13 protein-coding genes are annotated in these 21,390 nt (G+C 53.5%); 5 read left to right on the forward strand and 8 right to left on the reverse strand.

The genetic code is table 11. The features are described 5' to 3' along the window. The first annotated feature begins 194 nt into the window (after positions 1-194). The 3 genes from KP814_RS25915 to KP814_RS25925 all read left to right on the forward strand — a co-directional run bounded on the left by KP814_RS25915 (position 195) and on the right by KP814_RS25925 (position 5,160). The gene (locus KP814_RS25915) at positions 195-1,268 is read left to right on the forward strand and encodes a hypothetical protein (protein ID WP_216739506.1); all 1,074 of its coding nucleotides are present in this window, start codon (positions 195-197) and stop codon (positions 1,266-1,268) included. Between the two features lie 227 nt (positions 1,269-1,495). Next, positions 1,496-3,385, forward strand: coding sequence for a caspase family protein (locus KP814_RS25920; protein WP_253938642.1), 1,890 nt, complete (start codon positions 1,496-1,498; stop codon positions 3,383-3,385). 287 nt (positions 3,386-3,672) lie between these two features. Further along, entirely contained in the window at positions 3,673-5,160 is a 1,488-nt protein-coding gene (locus KP814_RS25925) for a serine/threonine-protein kinase (RefSeq protein ID WP_216739508.1), read from the forward strand. A 1-nt stretch (position 5,161) separates the two neighbouring features. Here KP814_RS25925 and KP814_RS25930 read toward each other — a convergent pair whose 3' ends face one another. The 6 genes from KP814_RS25930 to KP814_RS25955 all read right to left on the reverse strand — a co-directional run bounded on the left by KP814_RS25930 (position 5,162) and on the right by KP814_RS25955 (position 16,784). Beyond that, positions 5,162-7,786 (reverse strand): CHASE domain-containing protein, encoded by a 2,625-nt coding sequence (locus KP814_RS25930; RefSeq protein WP_216739509.1) that lies wholly within the window; start codon positions 7,784-7,786, stop codon positions 5,162-5,164. A gap of 166 nt (positions 7,787-7,952) precedes the next feature. Further along, positions 7,953-10,526: an autotransporter domain-containing protein gene (locus tag KP814_RS25935; RefSeq protein WP_216739510.1), complete on the reverse strand. Its 2,574-nt coding sequence runs from the start codon at positions 10,524-10,526 to the stop codon at positions 7,953-7,955. Between the two features lie 218 nt (positions 10,527-10,744). Further along, the gene (locus KP814_RS25940) at positions 10,745-12,367 is read right to left on the reverse strand and encodes a CocE/NonD family hydrolase (RefSeq protein ID WP_216739511.1); all 1,623 of its coding nucleotides are present in this window, start codon (positions 12,365-12,367) and stop codon (positions 10,745-10,747) included. Positions 12,368-12,525: 158 nt separating this feature from the next. Further along, entirely contained in the window at positions 12,526-14,565 is a 2,040-nt protein-coding gene (locus KP814_RS25945; RefSeq protein ID WP_216739512.1) for a PAS domain S-box protein, read from the reverse strand. Positions 14,566-14,610: 45 nt separating this feature from the next. After that, complete coding sequence (locus tag KP814_RS25950; RefSeq protein ID WP_216739513.1) at positions 14,611-16,335, reverse strand: GGDEF domain-containing response regulator; 1,725 nt, start codon at positions 16,333-16,335, stop codon at positions 14,611-14,613. After that, positions 16,332-16,784 (reverse strand): response regulator, encoded by a 453-nt coding sequence (locus KP814_RS25955; protein WP_127971738.1) that lies wholly within the window; start codon positions 16,782-16,784, stop codon positions 16,332-16,334. The genes KP814_RS25950 and KP814_RS25955 overlap by 4 nt, the downstream gene beginning before the upstream one ends. Positions 16,785-17,133: 349 nt before the next feature. Between KP814_RS25955 and KP814_RS25960 the strand changes: the two genes are divergently transcribed. Continuing rightward, positions 17,134-18,108: a hypothetical protein gene (locus KP814_RS25960; RefSeq protein ID WP_216739514.1), complete on the forward strand. Its 975-nt coding sequence runs from the start codon at positions 17,134-17,136 to the stop codon at positions 18,106-18,108. Positions 18,109-18,111: 3 nt separating this feature from the next. On the opposite strand, the gene KP814_RS25965 is transcribed toward KP814_RS25960, so the two are convergent. Next, positions 18,112-19,515, reverse strand: a complete 1,404-nt coding sequence (locus KP814_RS25965) for a sigma-54-dependent Fis family transcriptional regulator (RefSeq protein WP_216739515.1) — start codon at positions 19,513-19,515, stop codon at positions 18,112-18,114. 849 nt (positions 19,516-20,364) lie between these two features. On the opposite strand from KP814_RS25965, the gene KP814_RS25970 reads away from it, so the two are divergent. Then, positions 20,365-21,264 (forward strand): hypothetical protein, encoded by a 900-nt coding sequence (locus KP814_RS25970; protein WP_216739516.1) that lies wholly within the window; start codon positions 20,365-20,367, stop codon positions 21,262-21,264. An 8-nt stretch (positions 21,265-21,272) separates the two neighbouring features. Here the strand turns inward: KP814_RS25970 and KP814_RS25975 are convergent. Further along, positions 21,273-21,390, reverse strand: a 118-nt coding sequence (locus KP814_RS25975) for an IS3 family transposase (protein WP_216739517.1), incomplete at its 5' end; no start/stop codon positions are given.

The raw sequence follows: 21,390 nt of genomic DNA on the forward strand, positions 1-21,390 counted from the left end.
GGAAATAGAGGAGTATGTCCGATTTTTCCCTGAAATCAATGTTGTTTAAGACATCGGCCGGTCGTGAATCTTGTTTTTCACGGCTGGCAGGGGGCTTCTCACAACCCTTGTCCAGGGTTCCGGGAAGGCCGGTTAATATACTAAAGTATTCGCTTTCAGGCTAGCTCGCCCCTTACTTTTTTGGCGCTAGCCCTTTGTTTTATAAGCTTCCTTTTGGGATTAGGGCGAATGGTTTAGCTGGGTGTCGTGCATTTGGCGGACCCAATTATCAGGACCAATTACTGAACGGAAATGGGCTTATTAAAGGTTGGGATAATTTGCAAAAAGCAGGTTTGTATAGTTTGGCGTGGGGAGCTTCACATTGCCTTGTTAAGGGAAAAAAGCGCGGTAAATTCATTGTCTTACTAATGGCTTTATTGTGTCCTTTTGTTACTGGATGCGCAGGCCTTGCTACACCGCCGGATGTGGAAGATGGCGTGGCGGGCTATGTGAACGCTGACGACTTTAATATGTGGCTGGCTTACAAGAATGGAGCAGCTATAAGTACAGAAGGTGTGCCCGGTGAATCCGACTTGCAAGCGCCCCTGATTGTTGCAATAGAGGGAGACGGCCTGCCTTGGAGTCGCCCTTGGCGCATCTCCTCCGATCCAACGTCTCCAGATCCTCTTATGTTTGACTGGTATCGACAATGGCAGGGTGAAGCATTGTATCTAGGGAGGCCTTGCTATTTCGGAGCCAGATCCAGTCGCTTTCCCCCAGCGCCCTGGGATAGGGAAAAACCGCCGGAAACGCAGCCTTGTTTCGCCTATTGGTATACGCATGGTCGTTACAGTGAAGAAGTTGTGACGGCGATGGCTCAGGCTCTGCGAATGAAAGCTGGCGATCGCCCATTGCTATTGCTGGGGCATAGTGGCGGCGGGACCCTGGCGATGCTGCTGGCGGCGCGGATGAATAATGTTGAAGCGGTGATGACGCTGTCTGGAAATTTGGATGTGGCGGCATGGACGTCAGGACACAATTTCTCCAGGTTGACGGGATCTCTCGATCCAGCTGTTTTGCCGCCTCTTGATCGTGATGTCAGGCAATGGCATTGGGCGGCCAGCGGAGATGAGACCGTGAAGCCGGAATGGATAGAAAAGGAAGCTGCGCGGCAGCAAGCGATTATTCAGTTAGGCCCCGCCACTAAGCATGGCGACTGGCGACTCTATTGGGCGGAGATAAATGAAGCTGTTTCGCAGCTAAAAGCAACTATAAGCCGACAAAGATAAACAATAATCGCGTTGCACAGGCGCTGGATGCGATCAATACTTTATTTGTAAAAAATTATTCTTTGTATCGAGCGGAGGCCGGACGTCGGCGTTCAGGGTTTTGGGCGAGAACGTCGCTTTATCTGTTGCCTGTTCGGATAAGCAGGAGGCGCCATCGTTTGCGGTGACGCCAGGGCAGTACAGCAGCGTTGATAAAAGTGAGATGAATTATGACACGCAGACAAGGTATGAGCAGTAAACAGCACAGGTCATTAAAAAAGCGTACCCCATGGGGGCTGCCTGTCATGGTCGCAGCGGGCGCCTTGGCTGCGTGCAGCAGTCAGCCGGTGGATCAGGCTGGCGATAAGGGAACGGAAGCGGACAAATTAATGGTGGTGGACTGTCTGTTGCCTGGGCAGATTCGTCAGTTAGGGGCCAACGCCCGATTTTTGACCGCCCGCCGCCCGATTAAGACGACTGCCTCTGAATGCGCTATCCGAGGAGGCGAATTCACTGCCTTTGATAGAGCCGATTACTCTACTGCGTTGAAAGTCTGGCTGGAGCAGGCCAAATCCGGAGATGCTGAAGCGCAGACATACGTCGGCGAGATTTATGAAAAAGGTTTGGGACTGGCGCCGGATTATGAAGTGGCTGCGGTTTGGTATCGCCGCGCCGCGGACCAGAATTTCACACGGGCTCAGATTAACCTGGGCAATCTTTATGAAAAAGGACTTGGGGTTAATAAAGACCCTATCATGGCGTTGAACTGGTATCGTCGCGCCTCAGGCCTGGATGGCGACAATCTGCAATATGCGTCCACCATTATTGCGAATGATGCCCTGCAGAAAGAACTGTCCAATCTGCAAGGCGAAGTAAGCAAGCTGGAGCAGTACAAGGCGCAAACAGAGGAAGAGAAGCGTCGCGCGGCCGAAAAGGCGAGGGCGGAACAGCTGGCCAAGCAGGAGCGTGACAAAGCCAATCAGGCCACTCAGACTGCGACGCTTGAAGTAGCAAGCTTAGACCCCACTCTGGCTCCCCCCTCCATTCAGATCCTAGACCCTCCCATTTCGTTGACTCGCAGTGGCCCCACGGTCTTGCTGCGCAATGCGGTGAGTGAGAAGGAAATTATCGGTAAAGTTGAGTCTCCCGCAGGCTTGAAGTCGTTCACGGTGAACGGCAAGAGAGTTGATGTGGATGAATTCAACTTATTCTTTATCAAGGTGCCGGTACAGGGGCGTAAAACAGACGTCGCCATGAACGCAACGGATAAAGTGGATCAACGCGTCGGTTTCGGCTTTTCCATGTTCCTTGATCAGGCGGCGAATCAGTCCCGCACTCAGAAAATCGAATTTGACGCCAGCTCGCAGTCGCCTAAATTCGATGGCGTCAGCTTTGGTCGCTATTACGCGCTGGTGATTGGTAACCGTGATTACGCCTATTACACGGATCTTGAAACACCAGAAAAAGACGCCCGCACCATTGCAGAAATGCTGAGCAAGCAATACGGCTTCAACACTAAACTGCTGCTTAACGCGACGCGCTATGAGCTGTTGTCCGCGCTAAACGAAATGCGTGAAAAACTGACGGAGCATGACAACCTGCTGATCTACTATGCAGGTCATGGCGAGTTGGATTCGCAGAATGATCGCGGCTACTGGCTGCCGGTGGACGCGGAGCCGGGCAACACGGCGAATTGGTTGTCCAACGTATCGATTTCCGACCAGTTGAACACCTTTAAAGCCAAGCATGTGATGGTGGTGGCGGACTCCTGTTACGCAGGCACTCTGTCTACCGCCTCGGTGGCGCGCCAGAGCGCAGTGGCGGAAAACGAACTACAGAAAGAGTGGCTGGAGCTGATGGTCGATGTCAAAGCTCGCACGGTGCTGACATCCGGAGGCGTGCGTCCGGTATTGGATAGCGGCGGCGGCGATCACTCCGTGTTTGCCCGGGCGTTTATCGAAGCGTTGAACACCAACAATGGTTTGATGGACGGTAACCGTCTGTTTATCTCTGTGCTCGGCGATGTGCGTAAGCGCTCACAGCAATTCGGTATTGATCAGATCCCTGATTATGGCGCGATCAAATACGCGGGCCATGAAGCAGGTGAGTTCTTCTTCGTAAAAGCGAAATCCATCTAATTCGACATACTCTCCCCAGGGGGCGGACTTCTTCCGCCCCCTTTTTAATTCTCCCACCGCAAACGTCGCTTTTTTCGTAGAGCATTAATTTGCTGGATGAAACTGACAGTAAGACGTTATTATTTTTCCATTGACGATTTCCCGGCTTACTCCAGGCACTTCGGATTTTGACGCTATAGTTATACTAATAGCGCTTCCCATATAGCGTTTGCGTGAGCAGGCGAAGTGCTTGGACAAGCGGACCTAACCCTTTGAATTAATTGATAGCGCTGGACAGTAATTGAACGATGTCTGATACGCAAATTTTCGATCCCGCCTCAATGGACTCTCAGTATTTCGGCAAATACAAGGTGCAGCGCGAACTGGGGCGCGGCGCCATGGGGGTGGTGTATCAGTGTTTTGACCCTGATTTTGAACGCATCGTCGCCGTCAAGGTATTGCTGCCGGAGTTGTTGGGCGCGGACGTGACAGGTGAATTCCGCGAACGTTTTCGTAACGAGATGCGGGCGGCGGGCAAGATATCCCACCCTAATGTGATTAATGTATTCGACGCTGGCGATCAGGATGGCGCGCCGTTTTTCGTCATGGAGTATGTAGAGGGGTATGAGCTGAAAAGCGCGCTCGACGACGGACAGCGCTTTCCCATCGACAAGACCCTGAAGATCATGACGGACGTGCTTTCCGGTCTCGGTCATATCCATGAACATGGCATCATTCACCGTGACCTGAAGCCCGCCAACATCTTTATTACCAAGAATGGCGTTGCGAAAATCGCCGACTTTGGCGTCGCCAAGCTGGAGTCTTCCGAGCTGACCCGGGTGGGGACCATTATCGGCTCTCCCAGGTATATGTCTCCTGAACAGTGTCAGGGCCTGCCGGTAGACGCGCGCTCGGATTTGTTCGCTGCTGGTATTATTTTTTATCAGCTGTTGACCAATGAGCATTGTTTTAACGCCAACTCGCCGACAGCGATCATGCAGAAGATTCTGCACGCGAAACCCGAACTGCCCTCAATGTTGATACCGACTTTGTCCAAGCATTATGACGCGGTTGTCGTAAAAGCCCTGGAGAAGAGTCCAGAGAAACGCTACCAGTCTGCGGAAGATTTTATTCAAGGATTGATGCAGGCGGCGGAAGGTAAAAAAAGCGGTAATATCAAGGGCCCTATGTTCGCGGGCGTCGGTGGTTTGCTGGCGGTGGCGGCGGCAGGGTTGCTTTACGTTTTGATGCCTTCGGTGGGGCAGAATGGCGTAACGCCTCCCGCTGAGACGACTAAATTGGTCCCGAGCAGTGTTAATGGAACGGAAGCGATTTCCAGGCAATCCGACAACGGCGCTCAAGCGCATGCTGATAACAATAGCAATAGTAACCCTGATAGCGCCCAAAACGGCTCAACGCCTCAAAATGCGTCAACTGCAAATACTGACAATCCTGTACGTCCCGCCAGCACTGAAGTGCAAAGCCTGAATCCGGAAATTTCCGCCAAGATTGAACGGTTGCTCAAGGTGGCCAAAGTCCATCGCTTGCAGGGACGGTTGGTGACCCCTTCCGGCTCCAGCGCCTACGACGCCTATAAAATTGTGCTTGAGATTGATCCCACTAACCAGGTGGCGCAAGAGGGGCTGAAGACTCTGGAGCACGATTTGGTGACTCGCATTGATGAGTTGCGGGATCAGGGTGAATCGCAGATGGCTTTGGCTGAAGCTACCACCGGGAGTCAATTGTTTCCCAGCTCCGAGCAATTATCGAAGCTGGCGACGCAGCTGAGAAAGTAGCTCAGGCTTCCTCCGGTTCGGGCGCGATAGCGCCCTGGACCGAGCCGGACGCCAGGGGCAGCTCCACATAAAAAGTCGCGCCTTTGCCGACTTCAGATTCGAAATCAATCCGTCCATGCATGCCCTTGGCCAATTCTCTGGAGATAAACAGGCCCAGCCCGGTGCCGCCTTTTTGTCGGCGATCGGAGGAGTCCGCCTGGGAAAATTTCTTGAAGATGCGGGTATAAAACTCTGGCGGAATGCCGGGACCGCGGTCTGTGACGGAGATGCGCACGTAGTTCTCCCGACGCTGCACCGAGATGTTCACGGTTGAACCCTGCGGAGAGAATTTGGCGGCGTTGGAGAGAAAGTTGGCCAATATTTGCTGAAACCTCAATGGATCAACGTTCACGAGACTTCCGTCTTCACGGTGGGTGATCTGATACTCCACCTCATGCTGCTGGCCATAAACCAGATTGGTGTCAATGGATTGTTCCACCAACGGCATCACGGGTTCGACGGAAAAGCTATATTTCACGCCGCCAGCAGTGATTTTCTCCATATCTAACAAGTCATTGATCAACAGGGCGAGTCGCTGACTGTTTTTGTAGGCGATTTGCAGAAAACGGGCGAATTCTTCCGTCGGCTGGCCCACTGCGCCGTTCAACAGGAGGCTGAGCGCCCCGGTGATGGAGGTCAGTGGGGTGCGCAGTTCATGGCTGACAGTGGAGATAAACTCATTTTTCATGCGATCGACGCGTTTGCGCTCGGTAATGTCGCGCACCACCACAATAAACAAACGTTCCGATCTGCGGTGTACTTCCGACACGGATATGCCCACGGGAAAGCGCTCGCCGTTCTGGCGTACGCCCTCTATTTCATGTTCTTCGCCGCTGGCGTCGCTGCGTATGGAGGCGGATAGATAGTCAGACATGGTTTCCGAGGCGTCATCGTCGGAATAGTTGGCGAATAATCGTTTAAGGTTGTAGCCGATGACGGAATCCGCGTTGTAGTGGAATATGCGCTCCGCCGCCCGATTGAAGGAAGCGATGAAGCCAATCTCATCCACGGTGATGATGCCGTCGTTGATATTATTCAGAATCGCCTGGGTATGCTGTGCATGTTCTTCCGCCTCCGCTTCCGCCATTTTTTGCTGGTGGATGTCGGAGATCGAGCCGGCCATTCTGATGGCGACATTCTCTTTGTTGCGAATGGCGGCGCCCCGGGAGCGGAACCAGCGCCATTCACCGGAGCGGGTCAGCAATCGATGCATGATGTCATAAGGCGACTCGCTCTCCAGATGCGCCTTGATGGCCTGCAGAACCGGGTTTTTGTCCTGGGGATGAATTTTCTGCTCAAACTCAGTGAAGGTGTTGCTGAAGCTGCCTTCCTCATAGCCGAGCAGAGCCTGGAAGCGAGGAGCGTAATACATGTGGCCGGTTTCCAGGTTCCAGTCCCAGATCCCGTCATTGGACCCGCGCACCGCCAACTGGTAGCGCTCTTCGCTCTGGCGCAGGCGGGTCTCGTTGTCGCGGATGGTTTGCGTCATGCGCTTGGCCAGTTCCAACGCCTGCTCCCGCCGGAATGACAGGAACCAGACTAATAGCGTCAACAACAGACTGACCACACCGCCGAGTCCCACCACCAATTTGTCCAGATGCGTGATCGCGTTGGCCTCAAACGCTGGCGTGTTCTCAAACACAACCGTCCAGTCATGTTGATAGAAAGTCAGCGTACGCGAGGCGGTATAGCGGGGAGGAGGCGTCCCTTCAATCTCCTGTAGCCCTGTGTGAAAATCGTTTTCCTCCGTTTCGAACATCAGCGTTTCGTCACTGATGGTGTTGTTGTCGTAGATACGAAATGAAATCTGTAAGCGGCGCGGCCCAAGGATGCCGGCCATTAAGTCGTCAATGCGATAGGGGCTGTATACGAAGCCTTGCAAGGCGCGCCAGCGCGCCTGTTCCGTTTCCGGGATCACGCCTTTGGCGTAGATAGGCACGTACATGAGAAATCCGGACTGCACCTTCCCATGGGTCTCCTGCACCAGCGTAACTTTCCCGGACAAGGCGGTTTCCGCTGATGACGCCGCTTGTCGCATAGCGGCGGCGCGAGTTTCCTCGGACATCATGTCGTAGCCGAATGCGGCCAGGTTGCGTCCCAGAAAAGGCTCCAGATAAATAATAGCTGAGTAAATTTCCCGGTCGCCCTGAGGTTTGACGACATAGTTGGGAAATCCTTCAGCTCTTACGGTTGCGATATGTTGGGCGAGTTGATGCCTGGGGATGACGACGGAGTAGCCGACGCCGAGAATGCCTGGATAGTTCTTGTTCAGGTTGAGGCTTTCGATATAGGTGCGCCACTCGTCGCGTCTTACTTCATTGCTGGCTTTGAACAACGCGCCGCCGCCGAGCAGGATCTGCTCATGATCGCGCATGCGCTGGGTGATGAGAGAGGAGACTTCATCGACATAGAGTTGAAACTGTCGCTCTGCGCTGAGTTGCTCCTGGTTGCGAATAACGCCGGCGGCCAGAACCACCATGGCCAAACTGGCGATCAACACACCCCAGGCGGCAAGTAGGCGGCGTCTGAACAGAGGGGCGACGGAGGCCCAAAATGCGTTGCCGGATTGAGGTCTGATGTTCGCCATCCTTTTTTAATGCGTTGCTGGCCGCCGCCGAGACGGCCGATTGATCATTGGCGTTTATGGAAAGTTCAGTTGGCGGGGCTGAACTTGTCAAGGAGACTTCCTCCTCCTGTCCATTGACGCGACGACGCGCTGGCGGGCGCGTCGCCGGAGTTAGATCGGACGCGGACTAGAATTGATACGAGACGCCAATAGCGATGACGGGCCAGTATTTGGCGTTATCCAGGTCATCGTTATTGATATTGGCCTCTTCTTTCGCCAATTCACTCTCCAACTGTGCTTTCAGCGCGGGGTTGGCTTCTGCGGCGGGGCTATCCGCCGACAGGTGCGCCTGGGCGGTGTCGGTGAACAATATGCCCAGATCTGCGTTAAATCCCCATCCTTTGGTCGGCGCTACGGCATTGCCCCAGCCAATGCCCAGATAAGGCGAAATGGCGCGATCATAATCGATCTTGGCGTGCAGAGTGCCGACTTGTTCGGGGGTAAAGGTAAAGTCCCCGATTTCCACATTTTCTGTTGGGGTCGCGGTACCAGTGAATTCATTGCGGTTGGAGAACAAACCGCCGCTGACGCGGAAGCCGCCTTCGAAGGGGTGCCAGTCCATGATGAGGCCGTATGACTCCAGATCGATATCAATATCGTAGTCCACATCGTCCAGGGAGCGATCAACGGAGTGTGAGAAGCCGTTGACCATGCCGCGCATATTCCAGCTCAAGTCATGCAGTGGAATAGTGACGCTGATGCCTGCGCCCAGGGTGCCTAACATAATGCCCGGGGCGATGGATTGTCCTTCAAGAGTATGGAATACGCCGCTTTCTGCTTGCGGACCGCCCAGCTCCATACGCACGCCCGCCTGCCAGACATCGGTGGACAGGTTGTCGCGGGCGAAGTCGGTTCCGTAGCGAACGTAGGCGGATGTGCCGCTTTTGAAAACGCCGGTGAGCGATAGACCTGCGTTCATATAAGTTTTATCCGCTTCCTCGGTTTGCAGCTTGAACGAACCTGCTTCAGGGAAAATCGATAATTGCGCTTTGATTTCGGTGGGATCGTTTTTCAACTCGTTCACGAACGCCAACTCCAGTTGTGGAATCAGCACGCCGAAGTTGTAGCTCAACGCTTGACTGACCCGTGCGCCAAGGGTGCCGGTCATGAGGTCTGTAGAGTATTCCATCACGTCCAGGCCCAAACCTGCGTCATTGCTTTCGCTGTAAGCGTCCACATTAACGGTGCGGTATTCAATATTGAGGAAGGCGTCGACCTGCCATTGCTGAACCTGATAATTGATGCCGGTCCCCATAGCGGCGTTCCATTGGTCGCCGTCGGTATCGCCTTTGGAGGTCGAGGTGACGCCAGGAAAGTTGACGGCGCGGGTTGAGTCGATCGAGACGCCGCCGTAACCGGCGATCCAGTCAAAATACCAATTGTCCCGTGGATAATAGTTACCGTAGAAGGCAAGGTTCCAGGTATCGGTTTCCAGCTTGGTGACGGAGTTGTTTTCTTCGCTGTCTGTCGTGGTGTACCCGGCGGAAATACCGAGAATCAGTTTGTTGGTGAAGCGATAGTCAACGCCGGCGAGCAGTTGTTGCGCGTCATAATCGTATGCGCGCTGATCGCCGTGTGCGTCAGCGTCGCCAAATATCAAAGAGCCGCTTAAGAATACGCCCAGGCGATTGTCAGCGAACATAGACTCGTCATCCCCAGCGGCGCCGCCGGTTCCTGTGACGCCCAATAACTTGCCGACGCTGAAATTCTGGCCTTGTACTTCCGTGCGTAGCCCTACCAGGCTCAAACCGGTTGATCCGTTGCGTAGATTGCTGAGACGGTCGCCCAGGCTTTTTACCTGTGACGCAGCGGCTTCTTTCATGGCGCCAGCCTGTGCGCCAATCTGGCGCAGCAGAATTTGTTCCAGCGCATCCGCTCTTTCCGAATCGCTCAACGCGGTGAGAGCATTACAGGTGGCCTGGAAGGTGGCGTCCGTCTCTCTGACAATGCCGGCGGAGTTGGCGTCGCAGGCGGCTTGCAGCACCCCGGCAAGCTGCTCTTGCTCCTCATCTTTCGCGCCCGCCAATAGCGGTTCTGAATCGGGATCGACGGAGATGGTCACGGTAGCGGTGCTGCTGCCGACGCCTTCGTAGGTGACGGTGTAGTTGAGTACGACGTCGGTTGGTTCAGTTAAGTCGCTGGGAGGCGTGTATTTGTAAAGTCCGCTGATGCCGCTCAGTTGGGTGATGGAGCCTTGCTCTGGCGTATCAATGGTGAACTCCGATGGATTGCCGCTGGGTTTGACGTCGTTTTCCAGAGGGAAGATGGTGATGGCTTCTCGTCCCGCCAGATATTTATCGTTCACCGCTTGTAAGCTGCCAGCCTCTACTGTCAGGTCGACCGTCACAGTGGCGGTGCTTGTGCCCCGAATATCCTGCAGCGTGTAGGTGAACGTGACGGTGCCTGAAAATGAAGGATTAGGCACCAGGTTAACAGAGAGGTTATCGTCAGTATCGATCGCCACGCTACCCGCTGAACTGTTGCTCAGTGCAGATACGCTGGTAATCTTGGCTGCATTGATCGCCTCCTGAGTGCTGATATCGATAGTGTCGTTGTAGGTGACGACCAGCTTTTCCTGCCCGCCCCCTGGGTCGACGATGTAGGAATCGTTTACTGCAGTGGCGGCGAGGGAGTGTGAAGCGATGCAATTGAGTAGCAAAAAAAGCGTGGAGCAGAGGAGTGATCGGAGTCTGAGCGTCATGTTGCGTACCTTGCCTTTTTCTTGAGGTTGTTACAGCTGTCAATGCGATTGGATCGCGGCCGTGACCAAGACTTCAGCAGCTACCGCTGGCGGGCCAATTTTATTTTTAATTAGGAAAGTGTAGGCGAGGCCTATGGAATCGTGTAGGAAATTTGCGGATGTTTTTGCGCATCCGGCCCCATGAGGGCCGGATGCGTTCGCGAAAGACGTGAGCGGCCTCAGGGCGCTTCCGGCAACTCCAGGTAGGACTGTGCGGCGCTGCTATGCCGGAAGCTGACGGCGTAAGGCGTCAACGTCGGCGGGCCGTAAAGAATATCGAAGGTGTCGAAGGCAATGGCGATGCGATGTCCTGTGGGAACGTCGTAAGCCGCCGCCGTCAACTCCATGTCCAGACTCTGATCCCGCCAGGGAGCGGCGTCGTGCAGCGTAGTCGGCGCATGGGTAATCAGTTTGCCAACGCCCAGCGCATCAACGTCATACAGATAGGCATTTAACTGCACCTTGTTGTAGCTGGGTTCGATATTCAGATGTATTTTCGCCATCCCACGGATTTTCAGCATTTCCGACAGCGCGCCGCTTTGATAGACGATGCCGTGAACGCGATTAATCAGCGGCATGGAGGCGTAAACTGGCAGGCCCAGACCATCCAATAGCGCGGACAAAAGGGGAATGCCGGTGCTGGCGCCGGAATCGAGCCCGGAATAGATCGTGTTGGTGCGGGGCAACCAGGAATCATATTGAGCGTTTGATAAGCCCCCGTTGCTGAGCAGTCCTCTGGGATGCATATACAGCGTGCGTGTTTGCGCGCCGGGGATGGGCCACGCGGCGTATTCTTCCCGCTTGTGTTTGAGGTCGGTCAGCATAGTCAGAGGAGGCCGCGCCATGATGCCGGTATCTTCGCCTTTCAACCAATAGTCAAACCAGTCTCTTGCGTTATCCCAGGTGTAGTTGGGAATGCCAAGCAAGCCGAGGCCTTCTGCAGACGCGTGCGTGCCCTGGTTCAGGTCCAAACGCTTGGGCCCGCTGAGCTGTTCGAAGAAGCGCAGCAGATTGTTAGGCTGGAACAGGTTATCGCCAAAGCTGTTGGCCAGATACACCGGCGCCTGGCGGGCGTTGATCTGATCCACGACGCGGGAGGGTGAACGTTCGTAGCCCCAGGCCATGGTTTCCGGGATATTTTTATGCTGCACCAGATTGCGGTATTTCTGCGCGATAGCTGGGTCCATATTGGCGGTGATCAGGCCGCTGGACACCAGGAAAAAGCCCCAGAACAAACGTGGCGTTTGCTGCGCGTACAGCGACTCCACCAGATCCCCCCAGGTGCTCATCGCGACGGCGGTTTTGATGCGCGGCTCGTGAGCCAGCCCCAACAGACTGATGCCCGAGCCGTAGGAAATGCCGGTGACGCCGATAGCGTTGGGATCGGCCTGGGTGTTGGCCAACAGCCAATCCACCATGGCTGACAGGTCCGCCATATCGTTGGGGCCGGCTACATCCACCATGCCCTCGGAACAGCCCCAGCCCCGGGAACTGTAGCTCAGAGCCTGATAACCTCTTTCCGCGTATTTGGCCGCTTGCAGAAAATATTCATGCTCGTCCAGTACCCAGCTGTTGATAAAAATCACCGTAGGGTAGCCGCTCGCCGGCGGCGGCGTATTGGGGATGAACAGGTTGGCGTCGAGAGAAAGACCGTCGTGGGCGGTGACCTTGATGTTGTCGTTAAAGCGATAATCGGCGTGATCAGGGAGGTCGAAATTGACGCAGATATTGGCGCTGGCGAGACTGGACCAGCCGAGCGCTAACAGGGTCCATAACAGAACGGATCGTAACGTGACGTTCATGGGGAGTATCCTTGTCATGTTATTTTTGTTTTGTGTGTGATCCTTCCGCGCTAACGCACTCCTTCAACGGGGAGGACCTGACAAAGTATTCCATAAATAAACGTCGTTCATTTCACCCGAACGGGTGAGAGCGCGCGTTTTTGTGAACTGCGTTAAGGTTAGCTCTGACTATCCAGGGTGAAGTAGAACGTGGTGCCTTCGCCGCTGGAGGAATCCAGCCAGATTCGACCGCCATGTCGCTCTACGATTTTCTTCACGATGGTCAGACCGACGCCGGTGCCGCCGTATTTGTCCTGAGGGTGCAGGCGTTTGAAGATCTTGAAGATTTTCTCATACAGATTGGAGCTGATGCCGATGCCGTTGTCCTTGACGTAAAAGATGTGCTGGGCGTTTTCCTCGAAGCTGCCCACCGTGATCCACTTTTCCTCTTTGTCGTTATACTTCATTGAGTTGGTGATAAGGTTGCGGAACACCTCCGCGACTCTGACGCGATCGCATTTTATTTCCGGCAGTTTGTTGGCGATGCGGCAGTTGACGGCCAGCTCATTCAGGCGCGGCTCCAGCGTTTCGATCACTTCGGTGACCACGGTGTTGAGGTTGCAGCTCTCTATGGAGAGATCGGTTCTGCCCAGACGGGAGTAATGTAGTAACTCGGTTATCAGACGCTCCATGCGACTGGTCAGACGCACCAGGCTCTGCAGCATTTGACGGACGCTGTCATCCAGCCGGTCCTGGTAATCCTCAATCAGGAATGAGGCGTAGTTGCTGATGCCGCGCAGCGGCTCTTTCAGGTCATGTGACGCAATATAGGCGAAGTCATCCAATTCCTGATTGGAGCGCAGTAACGCTTCTTTATGCTTGATCTGCTCGGTAACGTCCGCAGCCATACCGATCAGGCAAATGAGTCTTCCATCGTCGTCCAATACGCCGTGACCTTTGTCTTCGATATAGCGCAGGGAGCCCCAGGCGTCGATGATGCGGTAGCTGTGGGACCATTCGCCCTGTTTGTGCCGTTCCAGACCCTTAAGGATACGGTCGCGGTCTTCCGGCACGATCGCGTCGATAAAGCCCCTGGGGTTCTCATACAGTGACTGGCAACTGCGTCCCCAGATTTCCTCGTAGCGACGGTTGATGAAGTAGATGCGGTCGAGTCCGGGGGCTGACATCCAGACCACGCCGGGCAGGGTTTCTGCGATAGTGCGAAATTTCGCCTCGCTTTCTTTCAGCGCTTTTTGGATCTCGTTGGTTTCACGGATGTATTTCTGGTGCGCCTGTTCGATTTGCTCCTGCATGCGCTTGCGTTCAGTGATGTCGATGACCGTGGCGATAATGGTATGGCTGTCATGCTCATGGACAGCGGTCAGGCCGACTTCCACGGGGATCTGACCGCCATTTTTATGTCGCGCCCACAAGTCCCGGCCTACGCCCATTTTCCGGGTTTCAGGGCGTTTCAAGTAGGCGTTGCGCTGGATTTGGTGCTGGTGGCGGATACTCTCCGGCAATAACAGCTCGATCGGTTGCTGCTTCAGTTCATCTTTGGCATACCCCAACATTTCTGTCAGGACGGAATTAAAGGACTGGATCAGGCCATCACTGTTGACCACTACCAGGCCGTAACCGACGGCGTTGCTGATGGTGTTGGCGCGCTCTTCCGCCAGACGACGCTCAATATTCTCGCGCTCCAGGCGGCGGTTGAGATTTTGTAACTCCTCCGTGCGCTGCGCCACCTGTTCCTCCAGATAGGCTTTCACTTGGGTGAGTTCGTCACTGCGCAAACTGCTCAACGCCAGTTTGTTCTGCAAACTATCTGTCAGTTCGCGCAATTCATTGAAAGAGGGGAGCTGGGTGATCTTGGGCAAGAGAGGCCAAACGACGATGGCGGTAATGGCGGAAACCAGCGCTGTCGCGACCTTGATGGTGCCTTCCGCGTAGTAGTACCCGTTCCAGACGTTGACGATTTCCATGACGTGGGTCATGCCGCAAAACAGGATGAAGCAGGCGAACAGCGCGAGGGTCCAATTCAGTTCAAACTGCCGCTTGCGGTAAATGAAAAACAGCAGGGCCAGGGGAATACTGAAATAGGAGACGGCGATAATCAGGTCTGATCCCACATGCATGATCAGCAGGTCATATTGCCAGAGCAGGCAGTGACCATGAGGCATATAGTCGCCGGAGAGAAGCCGGTCGATGATTGACATTGCTGGTTTACTCCATAAACGCTGAAAGGCGTATTCAGGAGGATTTCAGCCCTTTCGCTGAATACGCGGGAAGTGTTCCATGAATTCTTTTAAAGACTGGTTTTCGCAGGGCGTTGGCTTGCCGAACAAATAGCCTTGCGCCAGGTCGCATCGCGATTTTTTGGCGTCATTCCATTGCTTATCGCTTTCAATTCCTTCCGCGGTCACTTTCAGTCCCAGGTGGTGTCCCAGTGCGACGACGGTTTCAATGACTTTCTTGTTGCGTTCATCGTGCTGCGCTTCCAGAAAGAAGCACTTGTCGATTTTCAAAATGTCGATGGGCAGACGGGTGAGATAGGCCAGGGAGCTGTAACCGGTGCCAAAATCGTCTACGGCGATGCGCAGACCCAGCTCATGCAAATTATTGAGCAGGCGAATGCTTGCGTCAGGCTGCCGCATCAGCGTTGTCTCAGTGATCTCCAGTTCGATAACCGAGGGCTCGATAGGGTAACGGCTTAGCTTGTTGCGAAACATGTCCACCAAATAACTGTTATGGAACTGGTTGGCGGGCATGTTGATGGACAGAGAAATCTCTGGGAACTCCTTCGTCCAAAGCACCGCCTTACGACAGACTTCGTCGATCAGCCATTCATTGAAGGGCTCCATCAATCCCAGGCTTTCCACCATCTGGATCAGCTCCATGGCCTGGATATTGGGATAATCCGGCTTTGGCCAGCGACTCAGCAGTTCAAACCCGCGCAGGCATTCACCGGGAATATCGACAATGGGCTGGAAGTAGGGCTGAAGTTCTCCCTTCGCAATCGCTCTGGGCAAAGCCGCTTCCAGCGCTTGTTTGCGTTGCCAGATTTCCTTCTGCGACTGGGAAAACTCATGGTATGTAGAGCGTCCACGCCCCTTGGCGGCGTAGAGTGCAAGATCTGCATGCTTCAGCAGCTCCTGTGCAGTTTTCGCCGTGGCGGGATAGCGGGCGATGCCAATAGAGGAGCTGACGGCCACCTCATGTTCAGCGATATGCGTGGGCCGGTTGACTTCTTCCAACAGTTTTTCCGCAACGCTGCGGGTAATATTGACGTCGACATTCTCCAGCAGCACCACAAATTCGTCGCCGCCGATGCGGGCTACGCTGTCGGTTTCCCGCACAACCGATTTGATCCGGCCGGCGACGGCCTGTAACAGGGTGTCGCCAGCGTCGTGACCCAGGGAATCGTTGACGGGTTTGAAATGGTCCAGGTCTAAATAGAACAGGCTGCATTCATGGCTATTGCGTTCGGCTTTCTTGATCGCCAGCTGCAGACGGTCAAGAAACAGCGCCCGGTTCAAAAGTCCGGTCAGCGCGTCGAAGTGCGCCATGTAATTCAATTGATGCTGCAGACTGCAGGTGCGCACGGCGTTGCCGATAGCGCGATGCAGCGACTCGGCGGTCAGGTCGCCTTTCACCAGATAATCATGAGCGCCATTGCGCATCAGTTGCACGGCGATGGACTCGTCTCCCTGACCAGTCAGCACCACCACCGGGATCATGTCGTCGATCCACAGCTTCTTTAGCTTGCGCAGGAACGTCAGACCATCCATGCCTGGGAGTTGATAATCCAGCAAGCAGCAAATCGGTCGATGGTGCTGCAGGAGTTCCAGCGCCTCTTCCGCGCTTTCCACTTCTTCGATACTGGAGAAAGGTTCTTGATATTTGGCCAGTAGTCTTCGGTATAAATAGCGATCGTCGGCGGAGTCTTCAATGATTAACAGGGATGTGTCGCCGCGCATTCCATTCATGCCTCGTTGCCGCGTGGTAGAACTGCAATTTCAAACCAATACTGCTTGAGCTCGCCAACTGCTCGAATCAAACCGGATAGATCGACCGGTTTGCAGACGTAGGTGTTCGCGCCAGAGAGGTAACAGCGGGCGATATCCCTTTCATCGCTGGATGTAGTGAGTACGATCACGGGAATGCGGCGTAATTCAGGGTCGCCTTTGACTTGCTTCAGCACTTCGAAGCCGTCAATGCCGGGAAGGTTCAGGTCTAACAGGATCAACGCCGGCAGTTCGCCTCTGTCCTTGAAACGGTTGCGCGCAAACAGGTAGTCCAGCGCTTCCTCCCCCAACTGACAATGGACGATGGGGTTGATCAATCCCGCTTTGGTGAAGGCGCGCTGCATGGCGGCATAATCATCCATGCTATCTTCGACCACCAGAATAAGCCGGGTGGACTGGTTTCCTGTCATGACTCCCGCCTTGAGAAAAGTAAAAATTCCATGCTGGTTGAGAGCGCCGCATCTCATCGTATAACTATAGACAAATAGTCGCTGTTTGGCGCAAGTGCAAGCGGTTCATTTTTATTACATATTTATAAAACTACTTTGACAGACTCCTGTGTGTAGCGCCGCCGGGCCCGAGCGAATGGTCTTCGCGGCGACCTCGCGTCATTTTGGCTGTGGTCTAAACTGATAATTGTCGGAAAAAGAAAGCGTTGAGCATTTCCTGGCGATGACTTTCGCGTCCGGTTATACGTCGTGCCTAAACTGCTATGCCGTTTGCAGGACCACTCATAAAAACTGATATTCGGGACACTGTGTGACTGAATCCACGACCTCCGGCTCCGCTTCCATCACCAAACAGATTTCTGTCCTGGAGAAAAAGCGGTCCGCGTTATTGCGCTTGGTAAGAGCGACGTCTTCCCTGGAAAAGCTACGCCAGAGCTTCCAGGCAGTGCTGCAGTTGGGCGCGAAGAAGATGACGCTGTCCACCTCTGCGTTGAAATCATTTGAATCACTGGGACGTAAAGTCCGCAACCTGCCCGACTCTGAGGTGAAAGTTCGCCTGGGTAACCTGGACGACCACGTGCAAAGCAACCTGGGTCGAGTGACAGAAATGGCCTTGCAGTTGGTGGACGCTGAGGAGGCGATTGACGAAAAGTTTGAAGAAATCAACCTTGTAGTAGGTGCTTTCAGTCGTTATGCGCGCACCTCCATCGCCATGCGGGTTTTGTTGGAACGGCGCGGGGTGAAAATTGCGCCACTGAAAATCAGCCTTCCCGTTGAGGATATCAAGCGGCGTTTGAGTCGGGTTTGCGAGCAGGAGAAGAGTTGCCGCAAGCAAGCGGAAGAACAGATTGTCAGCATGCACGAGGATATTGGCGTCATGTTGAGTAATCCCACCTGTACGGGGATGCAGCGGCAGGTGCTGGAAGCTGTGGATACTGCTCTGATGGATAATCTGGAGCATATTCAAGCGGGTAAAAGCCTGGCGGATTTGCCCACGCCAATCGAAGAAATCGAGTTGGAAACGCCGCGGCCGGGTGCGGTGACGAAGACCGCAGAAGAGAAGGAGTCTGCGCAAGAAAAAGAGCAAGCAGTCAAAAGTCGCGAAGCGCCGCCGCATCCTCCAGAAAAAAACAAGAAGCCGAGCGCTAAGCAAGCTACTCAGCCGGAATTTTCGCCCAAACGTCCTTCAGGCGTGATGGGACGCTTTCTTGAATGGTTGAACACGCCTTGGAGCGTGGGTTGGAAAGACCTCAGGAAGAAGAAGCGCGATACGAGGCGCAAGTAAGTCTCAGGCCTTGTCTTTTGTAGACGAGATTCTGAAGCGGGCTTTGTCGATGCCATGTTTTTTGATCATTTTCCCCAGGGCGCGCCGCTCTTTACCTGACCGGCGCGCTGCTTCACTGATGTTTCCACGCGTGGTCTCCATCAACCAGTTCAGATAGTCGCTCTCGAAACGCCGAACCACGGCGCTTTTGGCGTCATTAAAGGATTGAGCTTCGAAGCTGACGTCAAACTGGGGGGAAATGGCGTTTGGCGACGAAGGCAGAGAAAATTGCAGCTCCGCATTGTCGCTGAGCAGGTATTCCCGTTGCAGAAGATTCTCCAGCTCTCTCACATTTCCCGGCCAGGAATAAGACTTCAGCGCCTGTAAGGTCGCCATGTTGAGCTGTTTCTCAGAACGACGGTATTGTTGACTGAAGCGTTGCAACATATACCGGGACAGCAGCTCAATGTCTTCTTCGCGACCCCGCAGGGCTGGCATGGTCAGGGTCAGGATATGAAGGCGAAAGAACAGGTCTTCTCGAAACTCTCCCTGCGCTACTTGCTGCGCCAGGTTGGCGTTGGTGGCGGCGATAACGCGGATATCCGCAGTACGGTATCCTGCGCAGCCCAGTGGGCGATATTCTCGGGTTTGCAGAAAACGGAGCAGGGCGACTTGGGCTTTGGCGGACAGGCTGTCTATTTCGTCGAGAAAAAGGGTTCCCCGGTTGGCTAGTTCGATCAATCCCGGCTGTGCGCTCTTGGCGTCAGTGAAAGCGCCCTTGGCGTGGCCGAATAACTCATTTTCCAGTAATTGCTCTGGTAAGGCTCCGCAATTAATAGGGATAAACGGAAACTGTCGGCGCTCGCCCAGATAATGAATCGCCCGCGCCGCCATCTCCTTACCGGTGCCGGTTTCGCCTTCGATCAACACTGGCGCATCGCAGCGCGCAATACGGGCTATCAGTCGCAACGTAGCGGTGAACGCGGCGGAGCGACCGATCATATTCAGCGCATCGAACTGTTCCCATAAAGCAGCTTCCTGATGGGAGTCATGGGTATCTGCTTCAGCACCTTCCCGATGGCGTAGACGATCCAGTCGCAAGGCCAGTTCCGCCTTATGACAGGGCCAGCGCACAAACTCATCGAAACGCTGCATGAAATCCGCGTCCCACTCTCCCGCGTCGGAGCTGTACACGCACAGACTTCTGCCGCGCTGTTCCGGCGTCAGGGCGGCGAGGATGGCGTCTTTGGGATACGGCTGGGCGCCCAGCAAAAACAGAGTAATAGCATTGGAGCAAGGCTGAGGGCGATTCAGCCAGACGTCGCCGGACACAAACTGAGGTCGGTAGCCCAGCTCAGGTAGAATCCGGCTGAACTCAGAATGATGCTGTGATGAAGAGCTGAAGGCGATGCAGTCTAAGGTTTCCATATGCCTGCTCCAGGCGTTTCTTGTTATCGTCCAAGACGCGTCTGCCGATGACTGCACTGAGTAAACGCGTCCATGAATGAGCGCGCCGCTAACCCGAAGCGCTGCCAGGGAGTTTTAGTATAGTTCGAAATTTTCACTTTGCAGGGAGATCGGGATAAAGATGCTTGCTGGTAAGAAGAGTTATTTATCAGTGATAACTTGGGAGCAGGAGCAATCCGGTGTGCGACCACCGATCTACGGAGTAGCTACAAAATATTCATGAAAAATACGAACTCATATGCTTGTTAGTGAACCATGATGACCGACGTGTTGATGGTTGGGTTGAATAAAAATTTTTCGAAATTAGATGACGGCTTTTCTCTAAAACTAGCGCTTTATACCGCGTGGCTATGGTCAAAGCGTTTGGTTTAAAGCTATCGCAGCATCGCTCGACCTTCTTTGGCTAATGCTAGAAGGGGTACTGAGGTGCGAGACTGTTTATTTCACAACTTTTTACTCTTGATTAAGAGATTCAGCATAACTGAAAATTCGCTTTTTAAGACGCATGAAAAACACGCCAATACAATGGCTTAGGTTGAATAAAGGGCCATTCGTAAAGACGTAGTAATTACCAAAATATGGAGTAGGTCAAAAGGAATAGGTCTGATGGTGGGTTGAGCCTAAAACTCTCATCCGTTAAGTTTTGTAACAATAAAGAACGTCTGCCATCGCTAACAAATACTACCGCCGCCACATAACGTTGCCCCTGGCGTTACGCCAATGGTTACCCTGCCTAACTTGTTGGAATTGGGACCCGCCGGGCTGAATAATTTATCTTTCAACACGATCACGGAATTTTAGGGATTAAGAATGAATCAAGCTGTTAATCTGACTGCACAACGTATTGGCCAAGCTGGAAGGGGTAAACTTGTTTTAGCTCATGGCTCTGTTGCTGTTACTTTTAACAAGTTACTGGAGCAAGCTAAAAGAGGTAACTACTGGGCGACTTTTATAGTTAGAGAGATTGAGCAACTAACTGCAGGTGTTAATAATAGTAAGCAAGTATACACTCATGAAAAGCTGAGGGCAGGTGGGTATGCTAACTATCGCATGGTTTTACCTGGCTGCTCAGCCACTATTGTTTGTACGCCAAGCGGGGAATACAACATTTATGCCCTTGAGGTAGACTTCGACTATTTCCAGAAGCAGGAAGAAGCTAAGAAGCCTGGCCTTCACTTTGTTCGCAAAGGCAGGGAGGATATGTGGACATCCTCTTTTTTAAGCCAGAAAGAAGTTGCAGATAACGGCAAGAAAATGCGCCAACCTGGGTTTGTTAAAGCCCAATCAGCTAATAAAATGGACTGGATTATTGCTGGTGTTGCTGATCTGAATCACACTCCTGCTGAGGCTGCAAAGGAGGTTGTCACGCATATTGCTGCAAGTCCTTACAACTATCCAAACCTATCTGAACTCGGTTTTAACTTGATGTTTACGCCTGGTAAGGGCTCCATAGGTGGATTGTTTCACCCAAGGGAAGCGTTTAACGCGACCAAATCAGAGCGATTGAATGAGAGTGCGACTATTCTTGCCGATGCAATGATTAAGGCGCAGAAAAAGCGTCAAAAGGTTGCTTGGATTTCACAGTTGGGCGGGTCTGGAGTTCTTACGCAAGCTCTGAAAATATGTAAAGACAGAAACGTTAAACTCAATATGCAAGCAGCCTACTTGGCCAATCCTACGACTTCTTCTGATCCTGCCCACAAAGATTAGACACGTCATTAAGCGACTTTCGATACTTCATAACTCTCTGGGCTGAGATATCCATTTGCGCTGTGAAGACGGGTTCGATTGTAATCCACTTCGATATACTCAAACACGGCTTCACGCATTTCTTGT

Origin of the sequence: Hahella sp. HN01 (genome assembly GCF_018986435.1) — a bacterium.
Lineage (GTDB): Bacteria > Pseudomonadota > Gammaproteobacteria > Pseudomonadales > Oleiphilaceae > Hahella.

What these genes read in the sequence shown, in the direction of transcription:
- KP814_RS25920 (WP_253938642.1), top strand. Translation starts at nt 1,496, where the DNA reads ATGAGCAGTAAACAGCACAGGTCATTAAAAAAGCGTACCCCATGGGGG.
- KP814_RS25925 (WP_216739508.1), top strand. Translation starts at nt 3,673, where the DNA reads ATGTCTGATACGCAAATTTTCGATCCCGCCTCAATGGACTCTCAGTAT.
- KP814_RS25930 (WP_216739509.1), bottom strand. Translation starts at nt 7,786, where the DNA reads ATGGCGAACATCAGACCTCAATCCGGCAACGCATTTTGGGCCTCCGTC.
- KP814_RS25935 (WP_216739510.1), bottom strand. Translation starts at nt 10,526, where the DNA reads ATGACGCTCAGACTCCGATCACTCCTCTGCTCCACGCTTTTTTTGCTA.
- KP814_RS25940 (WP_216739511.1), bottom strand. Translation starts at nt 12,367, where the DNA reads ATGAACGTCACGTTACGATCCGTTCTGTTATGGACCCTGTTAGCGCTC.
- KP814_RS25945 (WP_216739512.1), bottom strand. Translation starts at nt 14,565, where the DNA reads ATGTCAATCATCGACCGGCTTCTCTCCGGCGACTATATGCCTCATGGT.
- KP814_RS25950 (WP_216739513.1), bottom strand. Translation starts at nt 16,335, where the DNA reads ATGAATGGAATGCGCGGCGACACATCCCTGTTAATCATTGAAGACTCC.
- KP814_RS25955 (WP_127971738.1), bottom strand. Translation starts at nt 16,784, where the DNA reads ATGACAGGAAACCAGTCCACCCGGCTTATTCTGGTGGTCGAAGATAGC.
- KP814_RS25965 (WP_216739515.1), bottom strand. Translation starts at nt 19,515, where the DNA reads ATGGAAACCTTAGACTGCATCGCCTTCAGCTCTTCATCACAGCATCAT.
- KP814_RS25970 (WP_216739516.1), top strand. Translation starts at nt 20,365, where the DNA reads ATGAATCAAGCTGTTAATCTGACTGCACAACGTATTGGCCAAGCTGGA.